Below are 18,668 nucleotides of genomic sequence, written 5' to 3'. Positions count from 1 at the left end.
TGATTGAAAGGTGGACGTTTTAAAACCGCGTGTTCTTGAGAAATTCCGCAAGGCGCGGCGATTGCGGGCGTTCGAACAGCTCCTTGGGAGGCCCCTGCTCTTCGATCCGCCCCTGATTCATGAAAACGATCTTGTCCGAGACCTCGAACGCAAAACGCATCTCGTGGGTCACCAGCAACATGGTCATGCCTTCATCCGCCAGGCCCTTGATCACGTTCAACACTTCGCCCACCAGTTCCGGGTCGAGGGCCGATGTCACTTCGTCGAACAGCATCAGGCTCGGGTTCATCGCAATCGCCCGGGCAATCGCTACGCGCTGCTGCTGACCGCCGGACAACTGACCGGGATAGTGATCGCGGCGCTCCAGCAAACCGACGCGCTCGAGCCATTTCTCGGCGAGGGCGACGGCTTCGTCCTTGTGCAGCTTTTTCACCTTGAGCAAACCGAGGGTGACGTTCTGCAACGCGGTCAGGTGCGGGAACAGGTTGAACTGCTGGAACGCCATGCCGGTCATGGCGCGATGACGAGCGATGACTTTTTCCGGGTGGCGGACACGCTTGCCGTTGACCTCGTCATAGCCGATGGATTCGCCATCAAGCACGATCTGGCCGCCCTGGAATTCTTCGAGCATGTTTACGCAACGCAACAGCGTGGTTTTGCCCGAACCGCTCGAACCGATCAGCGTGACCACATTGCCGCGCTGCAGGGTCAGGTCGACGCCCTTGAGCACTTCGAGCTTGCCGTACTGTTTGTGCAGGCCGCGAATGTCCAGCAGGGCCTGAGCGTTTTGAGCATCTTTTACGTTAGAGAGCGAAGGTTGAGTCATGGCAAGGCCACCCGCTTTTCAATGTGCCGGCCGAGTAATTCGATGGCGTAGTTGATGACGAAAAACAGAAATCCGGCGAACAGGTAAAACTCCAGCGTCATGAACGTCCGGGCGATGATCTGCTGGGTGCTGAGCAGCAACTCGGCGACCCCGATCACCGACAGCAGCGTCGAGGCCTTGACGATCTCGGTCGAGGAATTGACCCACGTCGGCAAAATCTGCCGCAGCGCCTGAGGCAACAACACGTAACCGAGCGATTGATAAAACGTCAGGCCAATCGCCTTGCTCGCCTCCATCTGACCGCTGGGCAAAGCTTGCAGAGCCCCGCGCACAATCTCGGCGACGTGCGAGCCGCAAAACAGCGTCAGCCCCAAGGCACCGGCCTGGAACGCACTGATCTGCCAGCCCAGTGCCGGCGCCATGTAGAAGCACGCGAGCACCAATACAAACACCGGCGTGCCGCGAATAATGTCCACATAAAAACGGAACGGCGCGCGCATCCAGAACTTGCCGTAGGTCAGCACCAGACCCGCGACGATACCGACCATCGTGCCCAGCAAAATCGCCAGGGCCGAGACCTGCACACTGGTCAGGAAGCCTTGCCACAACACTTCACGGGCGACCCATAACTCATGCAACCAACTGGGTGATTCGTACATGAGAGCCTCCTATCGGCGGATCGCCAGACGCTGCTCGAGGTAACGCAGCATCATGGCAATGAGGTAACAGGCCGCAACATAGAGCGCTGTGGTCACCAGCCAGGTTTCAATCACCCGGTAGCTCTCGACATTGATCTTGCGCGCGTAATAGGTCAGCTCCGGCACGGCAATCGCCGCCGCCAGCGAGGTGTCCTTGAACAGCGAAATGAAGTTGTTTGACAACGCCGGCAGCACGTTGCGCAGCATCACCGGAACAGTGACGTACGCCTTGACCTGCCACTCGCCGAGACCGATCGCCAACCCGGCTTCGCGCTGGCCCTTGGGAATGCTCAACAGACCGCCACGGAACACTTCGGTCAGGTACGCCCCGGCATACAACGACAGCGTGATGATGAACGACGGGATCTTGTCCAGACGAATCCCCAGGCTCGGCAACGCGAAGTAGATCAACAGAATCAACACCAGAATCGGCGTATTACGGATCACCGTCACATACACCGACGCCATCACCCGAAGCGCGCGATGCTTTGACAGCAAGGCAAACGCCATCATCAGGCCGATCACGCAACCGATGGCGATCGACACCAGCGCCAGTTCCAGGCCCAGGCCGAGCCCCGCCAGCAAGGTGTCGAAATCGCGCCACACGGCGGCAAAGTTCAACTGATAGTTCATGGTCAGCAGTACCTTGAACGGGGCGCGTTACAGGCGCCCCGCTCTCACGGGGTCATTTGAATTCGACGGGGAAACCAATCGCGGGTGTTGGCAAATCGACACCGAACCACTGTTTGAAGGACGCCGCGTAGGTCGGGAATTCAACGCCGGTCATGGCTTCATGCAACGTGGTGTTGACGAAGTTCAGCCAGTCCTGATCGCCGCGCTTAACTGCGCACGCGTAGGTTTGCGGGCTCCAGGCGTAAGCCGGGCTGCGATAGCGGCCAGGGTTCTGCACCATCAGGTACTTGACCGAAGACTGGTCGGTGGCAGCGGCGTCGGCACGGCCGGAGTTCACGGCCTGGTACATCAAATCCACGCTGTCGTATTGATCAACCTTGGCTTTGGGCAGCGCCTGGTGCACGAGTTCTTCGGCGTAAACGTTCTGCAGCACTGCCACGGTCACGCTGTCATTGGCCGCTTTGAGGTCTTCGATTTCCTTGTACTTGCTGTTGGCCGGCAACAGCAGGCCGACGCCTTCGCGGTAGTACGGCAGCGTGAACGCGACCTGTTGCGCGCGGCTGGCGGTCACGGTAATGAACTGGCAACTCATGTCGACCTTGTCGGTCAGCAGGTTGGGAATCCGCGCATCGGACGACTGCACCACGAACTCGACCTTGCTCGGGTCGTTGAACAACCCTTTGGCGACCATCCGCCCGATATCGATATCGAAACCCTGCAACTTGCCGTCCGCTCCCTGGAAATGCCACGGCGCGTTGGTACTGCCCGTGCCCACGATCAGTTTCCCGCGGGCCAGCACGCTATCGAGCTTGCTGTCCGCCGCCTGGGCAACACCCACAGCAGCAGCCGAAGCCGCAAAAAGAAAAACACACGCTTTAAACAAGGAAGGTCGGCGATGCATGGCAAGCACTCCAGGATGATGTGTATTCCGCTATACCGGAACTTGGTATGTAACAACGGAATAGACAGCAGAAAGTGTGCCACAGGTCTGCCCGGAAATCACAGGGCAATTGAAATTCAAATCGAATCAATGGGATGCGAAGATTCCGGCAACAAGTGTTACCGGACTCCGCAAGACATGGGCGCTACCGTTGACCACAGGCGGTGGGTAATTGAGCACCCATTGAGGGCAAGTGAGCGGAAGGTGTCACTGACACCCAGGGAGAAATACCTGGAGAGTAAAGCGATTGCGTGTCGATAAATCCGCTGTCCACTGCTGCAGGGATCGCCCTTCCATAACCAGAGAAGAGTTCATCAAACCGGTTGAAACACTGCCGCACCGCCTCCGCGCCAATGAACTGAATTCGATCAATTACCACGCCAAACAGCCTCGTTTACTGTCATCTTTGACAGTAGACGCCCTGATAAACACTCACGAATACTTGAGCTTCATTGGAATTATGACGGCGGCTAGCCAAGGGAGTTGGGACATGTATACCCGAACGTTGCTTTTCACGGCGGCATTAGGACTTTGTTTGACAGGCTGCAACGTTAAACAGGGCAATAATTCCGTCGCGGCTTCAGAAGAATGCGGAGATCTCGTCAACAGAGGGCTCATTGGTCAAAACGGGCCAGAGGTGTGCGTCACGACGCCCCTGTCAAAAAGTGACACATCCATTTCAGGGAGCGTAGTTGGCGCCGGTTCAACAGGGCCGTTCATGGTCACAGCATTAACCACTGATGGAATCTTGAAACAGGCAAGCACCCTGGCAAATGGTGACTTCACGATGAGTTCGTTGAACCTGCAAAACTTGCCAGGCAAAAACATTTCTTTCTCGGTGTTTGTGAACAATACAAGTTCGCCGGTAACAAATCTGGTCGTTGGGCAAGAGCCCGGCTCCAAGTGTGCAGTAGGCACGCCTGACTATCCTTCTTGTGGCACTCACCCAGGCGCCATTTTCTTCCCGATAAAATCATCTGTCACTGCAATAATCCGCGTTCCCACAGGAGAGGTCTTTGGAGGCGCAGCTCTTCTTCCCTACACTATAGGTTTAAACCCTATTATTAGTTGGAAGCCCGACAGGTATCTGGCTTTTTATAGAGACCTCCCGTCGCCAATAACGCCTGGCGACGAATTAACAATTTTCGCGGTCAACTACCATAACGAATCATTCGCCTACACGGTGAAACAAACTGTTTTGCCAACGAAAAAATAAACGCTGAAGTCGCTAGAAGCAGTCGGAGTACAAGACCATCTCTCGTTGTACTCCACTGCTTCCGCTCAGCGCTGAACAGACCTCTTAACCCTCCCCCAGTTGCCATGCAGGCCCTAGAGCCGCTCGCCCCCAACTTGCTCAAAACTTCTCGCCTGTGAGAATTCCTGGAAAGGTGCCGACAACGTGTCATGCCAAGCGGATTGCCCGTCCTGAAGGACGGTGCTAGCCTCGCTTTTTTTCTCATGCCCTCTTTGGTTACTCCATCCTCGCTACTGGGTTTACAGTGCGATCCAAGAGCCACTTTCGGCGGAGCATCAGTCGCATTTCAGCGACGGCAGTCAAACCTGAAGCCGATTTGGACACACGCCGACTCGGCTGTTTTCATTCATGGTTCAGCAAGCGAAAAGCGCTGCCGGCCTTGAGCCAGAGCCTTGTCACATTCCCAGGAGGGGTCAATGTCTTTCAACATCATGATGGTTTTCGGAACGCGTCCGGAGGCCATCAAGATGGCGCCACTCGCCAGAGTGTTGCGTCAATGGCCAGGGGTCAAATTGAACATCTGCTCCACCGGCCAGCACCGTGAGATGCTCAAGCAAGTACTCGATTCCTTCGAACTGACGGTCGACGAAGACTTGCAAGTCATGACCCAGGGCCAGACCCTCAACGGGTTGTCACAACAACTGCTAATCAACCTCGATCAGGCTTACGAGCGAACGAAACCCGACATCGTGCTGGTTCACGGTGACACCACCACCAGCTTCATCGCCGCCCTCGCCGCGTTCAATCGCCAGTTGCCAATCGGTCACGTCGAGGCCGGTTTGCGCACGGGTAATTTGCGTGCACCGTGGCCGGAAGAAGCCAACCGTCGCCTGACAGGCGTCATTGCCGACCTGCATTTCACACCGACCACCAAGGGCGAAAACAACCTGCTGCGCGAAGGCGTGCCCAAGGCCAACATTGAAGTCACCGGCAATACGGTGATCGATGCGCTGCTGTGGATGCGCACCCATCAGCAGGAAATCCACTGGCACCCTGCCGCCGGTTCGTCGCTGGCGGTGCTTGAAGACCATCGACGCCTGGTGCTGATCACTGGCCACCGCCGGGAAAATTTCGGCGATGGTTTTCGTAACATCTGCCAGGCGCTCGCCGACCTCGCTGTGCGCTACCCGGATGTGCAGTTCGTCTACCCGGTGCACCTGAATCCGCAGGTACAGAAAGCGGTATATGGCGTGCTGTCGGACAAGCCGAACATTTATCTGGTGGCGCCGCAGGACTACCAGCATTTTGTCTGGCTGATGGGTCGTGCGCATTTCATCCTTACCGATTCGGGCGGCATTCAGGAAGAAGCACCCGCTATCGGCAAGCCGCTGCTGGTACTGCGCGACGTCACCGAGCGACCGTCCGTGCTCGAAGGCGGGACCGTGTTGCTGGTGGGCACCGACACCGACCGCATCGTCAAGGAAGCCAGTCGTTTGCTGGATGACGAGGTTCACTTCGAACGCATGAGCCGCGTTCACAGCCCCTATGGCGACGGCCACGCCAGCGAACGCATCGCCACCCGATTGTGTGAGTGGCTAAGCGAGCGCTCGGCGGCGGTTAAAGCGCGATGAGTTTCGGTTTTATCGATTTTTTTGCCTACGTCCTGTTCGGCCTCAAATACCTCGCGATCATCCTGGCGTTTTTGATGTTCCTCCTCGGGCTCGATGACCTGTTCATCGACCTCGTGTACTGGGGCCGCAAACTGGTCCGGCGCTGGCGGATCTATGAAAAATTCAAGCGTGCGGATGAAGAGCGCCTGTACGCCATTGCCGAAAAACCTTTGGCCATCATGGTTCCGGCGTGGAACGAAGTCGGTGTGGTCGGTGAAATGGCGCGCCTGGCGGCGTCGACCCTCGATTACGAGAACTATCAGATTTTCGTCGGTACGTACCCCAACGATGCCGAGACGCAGGCCGACGTCGATGCCGTCTGCCAGCACTATCCCAACGTGCACAAAGTGGTCTGCGCCCGCCCCGGCCCCACCAGTAAGGCCGACTGCCTGAACAACGTCATCGACGCGATCCTGCGCTTTGAAAGCGAGGCGAAAATCCAGTTCGCCGGGTTCATTCTGCACGATGCCGAAGACGTGATTTCGCCAATGGAATTGCGCCTCTTCAATTACCTGCTGCCGGCCAAGGACCTGATCCAGATTCCGGTCTATCCCTATGCACCGGAATGGCGAGGTTTCACCGCCGGGCATTACGTCGACGAGTTCGCCGAGAACCACGGCAAGGACGTAATCGTCCGCGAAGCCATGACCGGCCAGGTGCCCAGTGCCGGGGTCGGCACCTGCTTCAGCCGTAAAGCCATCAGCGCCCTGCTCGAAGACGGCGACGGCATTGCCTTCGACGTGCAGAGCCTGACCGAAGACTACGACATCGGTTTTCGTCTCAAGCGAAAAGGCATGAAATGCATTTTTGCGCGCTACTCGGTGACCGACCCGAAACTGGCGCTCGAACAGCCCTGGGCGTTCGGCATGGACCGTGTGTTTTCCCAAGTGATCTGCGTTCGCGAGCATTTCCCCCGGGACTTTCAGCATGCCATCCGCCAGAAATCGCGCTGGATCGTCGGCATCGTCTTCCAAGGCACCAAGAACCTCGGCTGGAGCCCCACGGGCGTGCTCAACTATTTCCTCTGGCGCGACCGTCGCGGCATGATCGCTTACCTGCTGAGTTTCCTGGTCAACCTGCTGTGCCTCGTGCTGCTGGCGATGTGGCTGATGACGGTGATTGCACCCAACGCCTGGCGCTATCCGTCGATCCTGTCCAACAGCCCGGTGCTCGCGACGCTCTTGTGGCTCAACGGTTTGATGCTGATCAATCGGTTGTTCCAGCGTGGCTGGTTCGTCACCCGTTACTACGGACTGGTCGAAGGCCTGTTGTCGGCACCGCGCATGATATGGAGCAACTTCATCAACTTCTTCGCCAACGTGCGGGCGCTGCGTCAGGTCATGGAAATGGGCGATTCACGCCGCGTGGCCTGGGACAAGACCACCCACGAATTCCCGGCCCTGACCAAGGCCCAGCGCACGCCGCTGGGTCATCGCCTGGTGGAAAAAGGCCTGCTCACCGAAGAACAACTGGAAGCGGCGATCACCAACCCGATTCGCCGGCGTCTGGGCCACGAACTGCTGTTGCGTGAACACATCAACAGCACGCAACTGGTGGAAACCCTCGCCGAGCAGCTGGACCTCGAATGGGCGCCACTGAACCCGTTCAAACTCGACAAGCGCCTGATCGACGCCGTGCCGCGCAAGATCGCCTCCCACTACGGCGTGCTGCCGGTGGCCGAGGAAGGCAAAACCTTGGTGCTCGCCTCGGAAGGCCCGGTGAGCCAGGTCTCCCTCGGCGCCATCAGCCGTCAATTGAAACGCCCTGTGCGCTGCCGTCTCGCGCCGCAGGGCCGCGTCACGTTGGGTATCCGCTACTGGTACGCCAGCCCCCGTCAGAATGAGGAAGTGCACCACATGCTCGAAGTGCTTGAGCGTCATCAAGACGATGAAGCCTTGCTCGAACGCGTCAGCCATCATCAGGTGTTGCTGGGCAATCTGCTGCAAGTGCGCGGCATGGTCCCGCCGAGCCTGTTCAATCAGGCTTTGATCGACTTCGACGCCGAGCACATGTCCTTGGGTGAACACCTCATCTCGCGCGGCATGATCACTCAGGAAGTGCTCGAACAAGCCCTGGTGGACCAGGCCAGCGAACAGCAAGCCGCCTACCGTATTGTCCGGGAGGTCGCATGAAGCCTGATCGTCATGCCCTCCTGATCGGCAGTCTGTTGCTGAGCCTGACAACCAGTTCCTGGGTACAGGCGGAACCGCTGACCGAGTTCGAACAATTTCGCAGTTTCCCCTACATGGATCGCAGCTACCGCGAAGCGAAAAAGGGCAACTGGGCCGAAGTCGAACGGCTGATGCGCCACCTGCTGGCGAAAGTGCCGAAAAACGATGAAGCCCGGGCCCTGCTCGTGGAAGCGCTGGCCAAGCAACGTCGGTACAAGGATGCCGTGCAAGCGCTGCCGGATAACCCGGACAACAACGACGCCCTGCTCAACCTGCGCCTGACCTGGATCGAACAGGATCCTCCGGGCAGCGAGCAGGTAGAACAATGGATCGCTAGCAGCAACCTCAGTCAGCGGGTACGCCTGTGGCAGGCCTATAGCCTGAGCCTCGCGAAATTTGGCGGCGCCGGCAAAGCTCACGATTGGCTGGCGCAACTGGCGCCCAAGGGTGACGACGACATTCTGCACCTGGCCCGCTCAAACTGGTCCGAGCAATTGCGCGACTGGAACGGCACCATCGAGCAACTGGCGCCACTGGCCGCCAGCAAGCAATTGGACGCCGAAGGTTGGCAGCGACTGGCCAACGCCTATGTGCAGAAGCTCGACGAACAGCCTTTGCAGCAATTGCTGCAGCAAGCGCCAACGCCCGAAGCCGCGCGCAAGGCCCGCCTTGCGATGGTCGATCGGGCGATCGCCATGGGCCAGGTGCAACAGGCTCAACGCTGGATTCAATCATTGCCCGCCAGCGACCTGGCGGATCCGGCGCAACGCCAGCGCCTGTGGGAGCTGGCACGGCAGAGCGGCGACGTGCCGACCGTGCAACGCTTGAGTGGCGAATTGCAGCGTCCGTGCCTCGAAACGGCCGAATGGCTGTCCGGTCGCGATCCGCAAGCCGCACTCACACAGTTGCGTGGTTGCCAGCCGAACGACGACCCGCAGACCTGGCTGATCCTGGCCCAGCGTCTGCAAGCCACCGAGTTGCTGCAAAGCACGCGCCTGCCCGAACCCTGGGACAGTCGCCGCCAGGCACGGCTGCTGGACATCTGGCAGGACCAGGGCGAGACCGACAAAGTCATGGCCTGGCTCGCCGGCCAGCCACAGACGGCCGACGTGGTCAAACGCCGGGCCGAACTGACGCAAGCCCTGGGTCGCACTACTGAAGCCGCGACGCTCTGGGAGCGGCACTACCAGCAGACCGGCAACGTTGGCTCGCTCAATCAGTCGACGTATCTGGCGCTGAACGCCGGTCAGCGCGAACACGCGCAACAGTTGCTCGAACGCGCCTATGACCGTCATGCCGGCAAGTTACCCATTGGCCTGCTGCAACGGCTGGCGGGGCTCTATGCCGCGTCGACGCCGACCCCGACGCAGCAGAAACGCATGGTGTCGCTGCTCAATCGCGTCGATCCCGCCACGCGCGGCCAACTGCTGGCGCAACTGGCCGAGAAAGGTCAGTGCGATGCGGTGAAACAAGCCATTGACGAACATCCGCAGGTCGCAGGCGACTACCGGGCATTGGGCCGTTGTGCCATGCCGGACCGGCCCGGTGAAGCCGTCGTCTACTACCAGACCGCCGAAACACTCGGCGACCGTGGCAGTCGTCTGCCGCTGGCGTATGCGCTGGAAGCGGCCGGTGATTCGTCGGGCGCCCTGGCCATCTGGCGCAGCCTGCCGGAAGCCGAACTGAGCGATAACGCCAAACTGACGGCCAGCCGCAGCGCCCTCACTGCGGGCGACACTCAGGTAGCAGAACGTTACTGGCAACAGAGTCGCGCACGGGGTGCCAATGAGTGGGCGCTGGGTGCGGCGATTGCCGACGCGCGCGGTGATCATGTCGACGCCATGCAGCGTCAGCGTTCAGCCTTGCAGCAGGCGCCGGATGCCGGGCATTTTTACGCAGCGTCGGTCACCGCACAAAAGGCCGGCGAACGGGAGCAAAGCACCGCATGGCTCGCCGAAGCCGTGCGCCGCGAGCCAGACAACCCGCGTTTTCGCGCCGATTACGGCATGCGCCTGGCCGGGGCCGACACCCGGGAACAGCGCGCCCACGCCATCCCTTATCTGCAAAGCGCCACCCGCGATTTCCCGGAAGACTATCGCCTCGGCGAAACCCTGGCGCTGCGTTATGACGAAGTCGCCAACAGCGCGGCGGCGCGTAAGGAATTGCGTCGGGTCATCGATCTGGAACAGCACCCGGTGGCCGCCGACGATGAGGACGGCAGCATGGAAGCCAGGCGTTATCGCCAGCGCCGCGCCCACGAAACCCTGTCGCGGCGCGACAGCCGCACGCTGGCCAGCACCTGGTCACCGGCCGGAGTCTCGACCAACGACAGTTTCCGCCCCAACGGCACCCTGCGCGACACCTCACGACGCGCCACCTCACAGAACGTACAAGTGGCGATCTGGGACCATGCGCTCGGCGAAGAGCCAAGTCGCGCCGGCAGCGCGTTGGCGGTTTATGGTCGCGTACTGCTCGGCGGTCGGGGCCGGTCGAGTTACGGCGAATCCCTCGGCACCGGCGTGGGTCTGCGTTACAAGCCCTGGGGCACGGCGAACATCAACTTCTACGGCGAGCTCTACAAGCAGAGCTCGTTTGATAGCAACGACAATCAGCACCTGAGCCTCGGTCAATTGCTGATTCCTGAAAAACTCGCCGACCAGTTCAACGATCACCGCCAGGACGGCCACACCAGCACCGATTACCTGCTGCGCGCCACGGCCTCATTTTTTGATCAGGGACGATTCCGCAACGATTGGCGCATCGATGAAAACGATTGGGAGGAGCGTTCGCTCTATCTCGACGCGGCGTGGTGGACCAAGGCTGGTGATCACCAATGGCTGTCGCGCTTCCAGCAAGGCCATACCTGGAAGCTGCCGTTCAACGGCGCACAAACCGTTATGCCGTACGGCTTTCTCGAGTTCGCCAGCCAGGACCCGAACAATGACTGGCGCCAGGATCTGCGCACCGGTATCGGCCTGCGCTGGCAATGGTGGTTCGACGACGACATCTACAACGCTTATCGCGCGCACCTGACGGTTCGTACCGAGTATCAACAATCCCTGAGCGGCAACCTGTATGAAGGCGGCAACGGTGTGTTGCTGGGTGTGGAGTTGAATTTCTGATGACGCGTTTTCTCCTGGTTTTTTGCCTGTTGCTGAGCAGCACAATGGCGCGCGCCGATGAGCGAATTTTTTACCAACCCCTGAACGTCGACGCCAATCTGAACCAGGCGCAATGGCAACGGATCTGGCAAGACAGCGCCAAACACGGCGTGCAGACGGTCATCGTGCAATGGACGGCGTACGGTGATTCAAACTTCGGCGGCGTCGATGGCTGGCTCGCCACCAGTTTGAAACTGGCCCACGAGCAAGGCCTGAAACTGGTGCTGGGCCTGAGCATGGACCCGGCCTATTACCAACGCATCGATGAGCTGGACAGCGCCGGGCTCGCAACGTATTGGCAGGCGCAACTCGGGCAGTCGCTGGCTCAGCAACAGCGACTGCGCCAGGACTGGAAACTGCCAGTGAGCGGTTGGTACCTGCCGATGGAGCTCGACGACTTTCACTTCCTGGCGGTCGATCGACGGCAGACCCTGCAACGCCAGCTCGAGGATTTCGCCGGCAAACTGGACGCACCGCTGCACGTCAGCGCCTTCACTGCCGGCAAACTTGCACCCCAGGTAAATGGCCAGTGGCTGGGAGGCCTGGCGAACGCGGGTGTTCACGTGTGGTGGCAGGATGGCGCAGGCACCGGGCGATTGCCTCCACTGGTGCGTAACGGCTACGCCGGCGCACTGCCCTGTCCGGTCGGTATCGTGCGCGAAGCGTTCCGGCAAGTCAGCGCCGAGGGCCAAGCGTTTCGCGCGGAGCCGGCCAACCCGCACGCCACGTCGGCAGGTTGCCATCCGACGGCGGTGTTTTCCCTGCGGTATCGACCGTGGGGCAAGGTAATTCTCGACAACCAACGCAAGCATCAGGTCGGCGATGTTTCAGAACATTAGGGGAAGGATCGGACGGCCTTTCATCAATAGGGTTTGAGTCGCTTGGAGTCAGCCATCGCGAGCAGGTCGAAACATCGCACCTGCTCGCGAAGGGCCCTCAAATCCAGTGCAGAATCACCCGCCGACCCGCGTCAGAAACACCCGCGTCACCCGCCGTTCCTCAACCGCCATCACCGTCATGCGCCAGCCTTCCCACTCATGGCTGTCGCCAATCATCGGCAGACGATCCAGCAAGCTCACGACCAGACCCGCCAAGGTCTGATAGTCCTCGGTCGGTTCCGCGGCGAACCCGGTGCGCTGGCGAACCCGCATCAGGTTCAACGCACCATTGACCCTGAACCCGCCCTGCTCTTCCACCACATCCGGCCCTTCGATTTCGCTCGCGTCGGGTAGCTCACCGGCAATCGACTCAAGAATGTCGGTCATGGTCAGCATACCGACGAAGTCACCGAACTCATTGACCACAAAGGCAATGTGCGTCGAGGCTCTGCGCATCTGCTCCAGGGCGTTGAGAATCGAATAACTGTCCAGCAAGTTGATAGTCTTGCGTGCCAGGTGTTCGAGGTCTGGCTCGTTGCCAGCCAAATAGTCCTTGAGCAATTCCTTCTTGTGCACGAAGCCCAGCGGCTCATCCACCGCACCGTCGCGAATCAACGGCAGGCGCGAGTAGGACGAATGCATCAGCTGTGTACGAATGGTTTCTGCGTCGTCGGACAGATCGATGTGATCGATGTCGGCGCGGACCGTCATCAACGTGCGAATCGGGCGCTCGGCCAGTTGCAGCACGCCGCTGATCATCACCCGCTCGCGACGGTCGAACAGCTCTTCGCTCGGCGCCTCGCCGTTGTCGAGCAAGTCGGCGATCTCTTCGCCGACCTCCTCTACCGCCAGTTTCCGACCACCCAGCAAACGCAGGACGGCGTGAGCCGTGCGCTCGCGCATCGGTCGCAATCCCTGCATGGACTTTTTGCGGCGGGCCCGGGCGATCTGGTTGAACAGCTCGATCAGGATCGAGAAACCAATGGCCGCGTACAGGTAGCCCTTCGGAATGTGGAAGCCCAGACCCTCAGCGGTCAGCGCGAAACCGATCATCATCAGGAAGCCCAGACAGAGCATGATGACCGTTGGGTGGGCGTTGACGAAACGGGTCAGCGGCTTGCTGGCGACGATCATCAGGCCGATGGAGATGATCACCGCGATCATCATGACCGCCAGTTCATCGACCATGCCCACGGCGGTAATGACCGCGTCAAGAGAGAACACCGCGTCGAGCACCACGATCTGCGCGACGATCGGCCAGAACAGCGCGTAAGCCGTGTTGGACGAGCGCTGGCCGACATGGCCTTCGAGTCGCTCGTGCAATTCCATCGTCGCTTTGAACAACAGGAACACACCACCGAACAACATGATCAGGTCACGACCGGAGAAACTGTGCTCGAACACTTCGAACAGCGGCTGCGTCAGGGTCACCAGCCAGGAAATACTCGCCAACAGGCCCAGGCGCATCAGCAAGGCCAGGGACAAACCGATGATTCGCGCACGGTCACGCTGCTCCGGCGGCAGCTTGTCCGCAAGGATGGCGATAAACACCAGGTTGTCGATGCCGAGCACCAGCTCCAGCACGATCAACGTCAACAGGCCCAGCCACGCGGTGGGGTCAGCTATCCATTCCATAAAAACGTCTCGATCTCTTCAGTGAATTCAGAATGCCGGGCACGGCAAGGCGCGGCGCAGAGGCCGTGGCGTTGCAATGTCAAAGCTGGTCAGAAGGCGAAAGACCGGGTGTTTCGCGTGCATCAGGCGCGCACGGTGGCGCCGGGAGGAAGGATAACTGGGAGGCTCCGAGAGGGTGTTCATGCAAGTCCTGAAAGGAAAAAGGCCTTGGAGCGTACAGGCGAAAGTAACTTTTCCTACAGCCAGAAATCATTACAAAATCTGTACACCTCTGGATTGCCGTTGTCCCGACCGCCGCCTTCGCGAGCAGGCTCGCTCCCACAATGGATCTTCGATGATCAAAAAAAGGGTCGCGAAAGGCGGTTCAATGTGCGAGCGAAGCTGTTGCTTTTAGCGGTTTTTCACCCGCTCGATGTATCGCACCACCGCCGCTGATTTCTCGAACCGCCGATAGACCAACGATAACCACGAACTCGCCTCACACCCTTTGATCGACCGGTAAACAACACCCGGCAACCCGACATGCCCGACCACCGACTCCGGCACCACCGCCACGCCCTGCCCCAGCGACACCAGCGCCAGCACGGCCACCAACCCGCCCGGTTGCGCCCCGAGCTTCGGCGCAAACCCGCCCTCGGCCGCGACTTGCAAGGTGCCGCTGATCTGCTCCGGCAGGATGAACCTCTCCCCCTTCAAATGCTCCGGGCTGATCTCGGGCAAACGGCACAGCCACGACTCACTCGACAGCGCCAGCACAAAACCTTCAGCGTCGAGGCGAATGGCTTCCAGCCCTTCGGGCAACGTCAGGGGTGAGCGCACGTAACCGATATCGAATCGACCTTCGAGCACCATCGCCGGCAAAGTCGCCATCGGACTTTCGCGCACGTTGAGGCTGACGTCCGGACATTCGCGACTGAACGCTTGCACCTGCTTCTGCAGCAGCCCCGAGTACACCGCAGAGGCCACGTAACCCAGTTCGATATGACCAATATCCCCTCGCCCGGCACGCTGGGCATTGCGTTGGGCGTATTCAAATTGGCGCACCGTCGCCTCGGCTTCGATCAGCAGTGCGGCGCCCGCTTCGGTCAGGCTGACTTCACGGGTCTGACGCACGAACAGCCGCGTGCCGAGCTCGTTCTCCATGTCCTGGATCTGCCGAGTCAAGGTCGGCGGTGCGATACCGAGTTGTTCGGCGGCGCGAGTGAAGTTGCCTTGTCGGGCAACGGCCAGAAAGTAGCGAAAATGCCGTATGTCCATCGGTGGATTAGCTCAAAGGTAATGAAGTGCCGGTTTTCGGCTAACGAAGCCTGTCAGCGGGCGCGATAAGCTCATTTGGCAATCACAGTAGAGAGCCCACACCATGAACGTCAAACCTCTTATCGCCGTTATGACCATCCGCATTGCGCAAAAGGCAATTCGGTCATGAGCCGCGTCAATCCGCGCCTCACACTGTTGACAGCCTCTGGCGTCTGTTCGTTGATCGTCCTCGACACCAACATCGTCGCCGTCACCTTGCCGACGATTGCCCGGGACCTGGGCGCCAACTTTGCCGACATCGAATGGGTGGTCAGCGCCTACATGCTCGCCTTCGCCGCCCTGTTGCTGCCGGCTGGCAGCATCGCCGACCGCTTCGGCCGGCAGAAAACCCTGCTCTGTGGCCTGGTCATTTTCATTCTGGCGTCCATCGGTTGCGGCGCGGCACCCAACGCGTTGTTTCTCGACATCGCCCGGGCGATCAAGGGTGTCGGCGCGGCGTTGCTGCTGACCTCGGCACTGGCCTCTATCGGCCACACCTTTCACGATGAAGCGGAACGGGCCAAAGCCTGGGCTTTCTGGGGCGCGTGCATGGGCGTGGCGATGACCGCCGCACCGACCATCGGCGGGCTGATTACCGAGTACATTGGCTGGCGCTGGATCTTCTACCTGAATTTGCCGGTGGGCCTGTTCCTGATGGTCATGGTCTGGCGTGCCGTGCCGGAGTCTCGCGACCCCCAATCCGCACGCCTCGATCCGTGGGGTAGTCTGGCGTTCAGTGGCAGCTTGCTGTGCCTGATCTGGGGCCTGATCGAAGCCAACCGGATCGGCTGGAACAACCCGAGCACTTACGCCCGACTGATCGGCGGCGCGCTGTTGCTGGGGTTGTTCGTCGTGATCGAGCGGATGCAGCGGCGGCCGATGGTCGACCTGCAACTGTTCAAACATCCGCGCTTCATCGGCGCCTTGCTGGGCATGTTTGCCTACGCCGGTTGTGCTCAGGTGATGATGACGTTGCTGCCGTTTTATCTGCAAAACGGCCTGGGTTTCTCGGCCATCGCCTCGGGGCTGGGCATGTTGCCGTTTGCCCTGACCATGTTGATTTGCCCACGGATCGGCGTGCGCCTGGCCAACCGTCTTGCCCCGGCCACGCTGATGGCGACCGGTTTGAGCCTGGTCGGCATCGGCAATCTGCTCAGTGCCTGGGCGGTCAGCAGCGGCGGGTACCTGCCTTTCGCGCTGGCGATTGCCGTCACGGGCGCCGGTGCCGGGCTGCTCAATGGCGACACGCAGAAAAACATCATGGCCTGCGTGCCCAGGGAACGCACCGGCATGGCTTCGGGCCTGAGCACCACCATGCGCTTCAGTGCGATCGTGTTGGCGATCGGCGTGTACGGCGCGTTGCTGTCCAGCCATGCCGAGCAGTTGTTGCGCGCAGATTTGTCGGCACAAGGCGCGCAATGGCTCGCCCAGACCCAAGGCATCGCGTCGCGGGTGGTGGCCGGTGACATGCCGGCAGCGCTGGGCCTGGTGCCGGAAGCCGCGCGCAGCGTGATCGAACCGTTGGCCCGAGAAGCGTTCGTCGGCGGTTTCAGTCTCTTGCTGTGGGTCGCCGGTTTGCTCGCACTGCTGGGGGCGCTGGTGGTAGGCACGTTGATGCGCAATCCGATTCCGGCCCCATCGGCGGCCACCATCAGCGCAAGGGCTTGAAGGACGCCAGCACCCGCTCGGCATTGGCATCGCAGCCCATGCCGTCGGGCGAGCTTGTACATGGGCCGGCGTGCGCGCCAGTATCGTCAGGCGATGGGCAAGTCATCGCAGATCCGTGCAAAAACCGCGGTGCCCCGTTGGACACACTGTTTACCGCCCGGAAAAACGCAATCTGGAGAGCTGCCGCAAATCCCCCGCCAGGTAATAATCATTGGTCCAGCTGTCATCCACCTTCAACGGCTGGACCTGTTTGAGTGCCAGCTTCTTGGCAAAGTAACGAAAGCGGTAATGCTCGTAGAACCGCAGCAACTCCAGACCATAACGGTCGGCCAGATCGGTATCGCCGCGCACGATCAGGTAGTTCTCGTCATTGCCGTTGCTGGCCGCAACGCTGAGGTTGTGACTGCCGCTGATGATCGTCGGCGCGTCGCTGGTGAAGTCGGTGACCACGGCTTTGGTGTGCACCAGCAGGTTGCCCTTCTGGCCTTTCATGTTCTCTCGGAGCCAGCCTTCCAGCCCGGTGTTGAGCAGCGCAGTCGCGGCGAATTCGGCACTGCGGTCGGCGTGAAAACCGGTGATGCGGCTGGCGGTGTTTTGCAGGCCATATCGCAAAATGTCGTCTTGGGGCTGGCCGAGCAGCGCGTTGAGAATGTCGTCGGGCAAGGCGAACGCGGTGACAAACAGTACGTCCTTTTTCGCGGCGGTGATGATCTCGACAAACTCGCGCAAATCACCCAGCCCCGAACGCGGAGAGAACCCGACGAACAACGGTTGCTGCGGGTCCATCGGGTTGTGTTGCGTGAGCCATTGCCGGGTGGCGCCGACATCGGCCGGTGTCGCCCAGACCTGCTCGAAGGTCTGCAGATAGCTGGCGCTGATGCGCACGTCGTCCAGCACATGCACCACGTTAGCCTGGCGATAAACGCCATTGGGCGTGAAGTTGGTGCTGCCGCACAGCACCGCTTCGGGCTGATGCTGGCCGGCGCCGTCGAGTCGGCTCAGCACCATGAATTTGTTGTGAAAGATGTTGTGAGTGACGCGCCCGCGCTTGTTCGCCGCCGGGATTTTTTCCAGGCTGGCCTGGTTGATCGCGGTGTCATCATCGTCAGGTTGTGCGTGATACAACACGCGAACCTTCACGCCCCGTTCGAACGCCGCGTTGACGGCATCGACGATCACCTGCAACTCGTATTCGTAAATGGCAATGTCCAGTGCCCACTGACCATCCAGCGCCCGTTCGATAAACCCCAGCAAGCGCCCGAGCAGACCATTTTCCAGCCATTGCCGAGGGGCATCGGGCCAGGCTTCGATAGGCAGGTTCTTGTTGGCGCTGATCAGCGCGTCGAGCTCGGGAAACTTGCGCTGGAACGCCTGACTCGCGGCCACGGCGCGGTTGAAAATCACACTCTGATTGTGCGGCAGGCCATTATCGGACGTGACGGTCACTTCCAAAGATTCACCCAGCTGCGGTGCCTCGGCGCTGCCATAGGCGAGGTGGATTCGGTAATGGATCGTCATCCCCGGATTGACCGCATAATCGGCCCAGCGAAATTTCTGCAACGGCGCGAGGTCGCTCGGGGTGGCGTGAAACTGCGGGAACGTATGCGCCTTGTCCGGGAACGTCAGGCTATTGAACAGGAACAACCAGGGCTTGCTGCCTTGCTGCTTTTCGATGGCGAAACCCAGCAGGCCTTGGCGGCGGGATTCGGCCAGGTCCATGGCCAGCAGCACGCCATTGGTGCCCGCGTAGGCTTTGACGCGAAAATCGTCCTGACTGTTGGTGACGAGAACACGCATGCTTCACTCCTGTGAATGGCGGCTTTCAGAGCATAGGGCAGCGCTGCGGGTTATGGGGACAATGCGGTAACCGAGTGGATGCTATCGCGGGCAAGCCCGC

The 18,668-nt window shown here is 60.2% G+C and carries 13 protein-coding genes; 6 read left to right on the top strand and 7 right to left on the bottom strand.

The features are described 5' to 3' along the window. Positions 1 to 19: 19 nt before the first annotated feature. The 4 genes from Q7W83_RS12775 to Q7W83_RS12760 are packed head-to-tail and all read right to left on the bottom strand — an operon-like array spanning position 20 to position 3,058. Complete coding sequence (locus Q7W83_RS12775) at positions 20 to 826, bottom strand: amino acid ABC transporter ATP-binding protein (protein WP_150639063.1); 807 nt, start codon at positions 824 to 826, stop codon at positions 20 to 22. Beyond that, positions 823 to 1,485, bottom strand: a complete 663-nt coding sequence (locus tag Q7W83_RS12770) for an amino acid ABC transporter permease (protein WP_150639064.1) — start codon at positions 1,483 to 1,485, stop codon at positions 823 to 825. Before Q7W83_RS12770 ends, Q7W83_RS12775 begins: the two co-directional genes overlap by 4 nt. A 9-nt stretch (positions 1,486 to 1,494) precedes the next feature. Further along, on the bottom strand, positions 1,495 to 2,157 hold the full coding sequence (locus Q7W83_RS12765; RefSeq protein ID WP_008033038.1) for an amino acid ABC transporter permease: 663 nt from the start codon (positions 2,155 to 2,157) through the stop codon (positions 1,495 to 1,497). Between the two features lie 52 nt (positions 2,158 to 2,209). Further along, positions 2,210 to 3,058 (bottom strand): transporter substrate-binding domain-containing protein, encoded by an 849-nt coding sequence (locus Q7W83_RS12760; RefSeq protein ID WP_145314551.1) that lies wholly within the window; start codon positions 3,056 to 3,058, stop codon positions 2,210 to 2,212. Positions 3,059 to 3,344: 286 nt separating this feature from the next. Between Q7W83_RS12760 and Q7W83_RS12755 the strand changes: the two genes are divergently transcribed. The 5 genes from Q7W83_RS12755 (at position 3,345) to Q7W83_RS12735 (ending at position 12,133) form a co-directional block, all read left to right on the top strand. Then, the gene (locus Q7W83_RS12755; protein WP_224787795.1) at positions 3,345 to 4,313 is read left to right on the top strand and encodes a hypothetical protein; all 969 of its coding nucleotides are present in this window, start codon (positions 3,345 to 3,347) and stop codon (positions 4,311 to 4,313) included. 455 nt (positions 4,314 to 4,768) lie between these two features. Next, positions 4,769 to 5,923, top strand: a complete 1,155-nt coding sequence (wecB, locus tag Q7W83_RS12750) for a non-hydrolyzing UDP-N-acetylglucosamine 2-epimerase (RefSeq protein ID WP_150653521.1) — start codon at positions 4,769 to 4,771, stop codon at positions 5,921 to 5,923. Continuing rightward, complete coding sequence (gene nfrB, locus Q7W83_RS12745) at positions 5,920 to 8,094, top strand: cyclic di-3',5'-guanylate-activated glycosyltransferase NfrB (protein ID WP_150653522.1); 2,175 nt, start codon at positions 5,920 to 5,922, stop codon at positions 8,092 to 8,094. Before wecB ends, nfrB begins: the two co-directional genes overlap by 4 nt. Beyond that, a complete protein-coding gene (locus tag Q7W83_RS12740) occupies positions 8,091 to 11,255 on the top strand; it encodes an NfrA family protein (protein WP_473656159.1) in 3,165 nt (1,054 codons plus the stop codon). The genes nfrB and Q7W83_RS12740 overlap by 4 nt, the downstream gene beginning before the upstream one ends. Beyond that, the gene (locus tag Q7W83_RS12735) at positions 11,255 to 12,133 is read left to right on the top strand and encodes a DUF4434 family protein (RefSeq protein WP_473656158.1); all 879 of its coding nucleotides are present in this window, start codon (positions 11,255 to 11,257) and stop codon (positions 12,131 to 12,133) included. Before Q7W83_RS12740 ends, Q7W83_RS12735 begins: the two co-directional genes overlap by 1 nt. 114 nt (positions 12,134 to 12,247) lie before the next feature. Here the strand turns inward: Q7W83_RS12735 and Q7W83_RS12730 are convergent, their stop codons facing one another. After that, positions 12,248 to 13,807 (bottom strand): TerC family protein, encoded by a 1,560-nt coding sequence (locus Q7W83_RS12730; RefSeq protein ID WP_150630068.1) that lies wholly within the window; start codon positions 13,805 to 13,807, stop codon positions 12,248 to 12,250. A gap of 390 nt (positions 13,808 to 14,197) precedes the next feature. Beyond that, positions 14,198 to 15,064 (bottom strand): LysR family transcriptional regulator, encoded by an 867-nt coding sequence (locus tag Q7W83_RS12725; protein ID WP_150630070.1) that lies wholly within the window; start codon positions 15,062 to 15,064, stop codon positions 14,198 to 14,200. Positions 15,065 to 15,229: 165 nt separating this feature from the next. Here Q7W83_RS12725 and Q7W83_RS12720 point away from each other — a divergent pair, with 165 nt between their 5' ends. Further along, the gene (locus tag Q7W83_RS12720) at positions 15,230 to 16,771 is read left to right on the top strand and encodes an MFS transporter (RefSeq protein WP_150653525.1); all 1,542 of its coding nucleotides are present in this window, start codon (positions 15,230 to 15,232) and stop codon (positions 16,769 to 16,771) included. 150 nt (positions 16,772 to 16,921) lie between these two features. Here the strand turns inward: Q7W83_RS12720 and Q7W83_RS12715 are convergent, their stop codons facing one another. Then, entirely contained in the window at positions 16,922 to 18,568 is a 1,647-nt protein-coding gene (locus tag Q7W83_RS12715; protein WP_150630072.1) for a phospholipase D-like domain-containing protein, read from the bottom strand. Between the last annotated feature and the right edge of the window lie 100 nt (positions 18,569 to 18,668).

It is taken from the genome of Pseudomonas sp. 300 (genome assembly GCF_055803035.1).
Note: the sequence above shows the minus strand (reverse complement) of the source record. Positions and strands in the feature narration are given on the sequence as shown.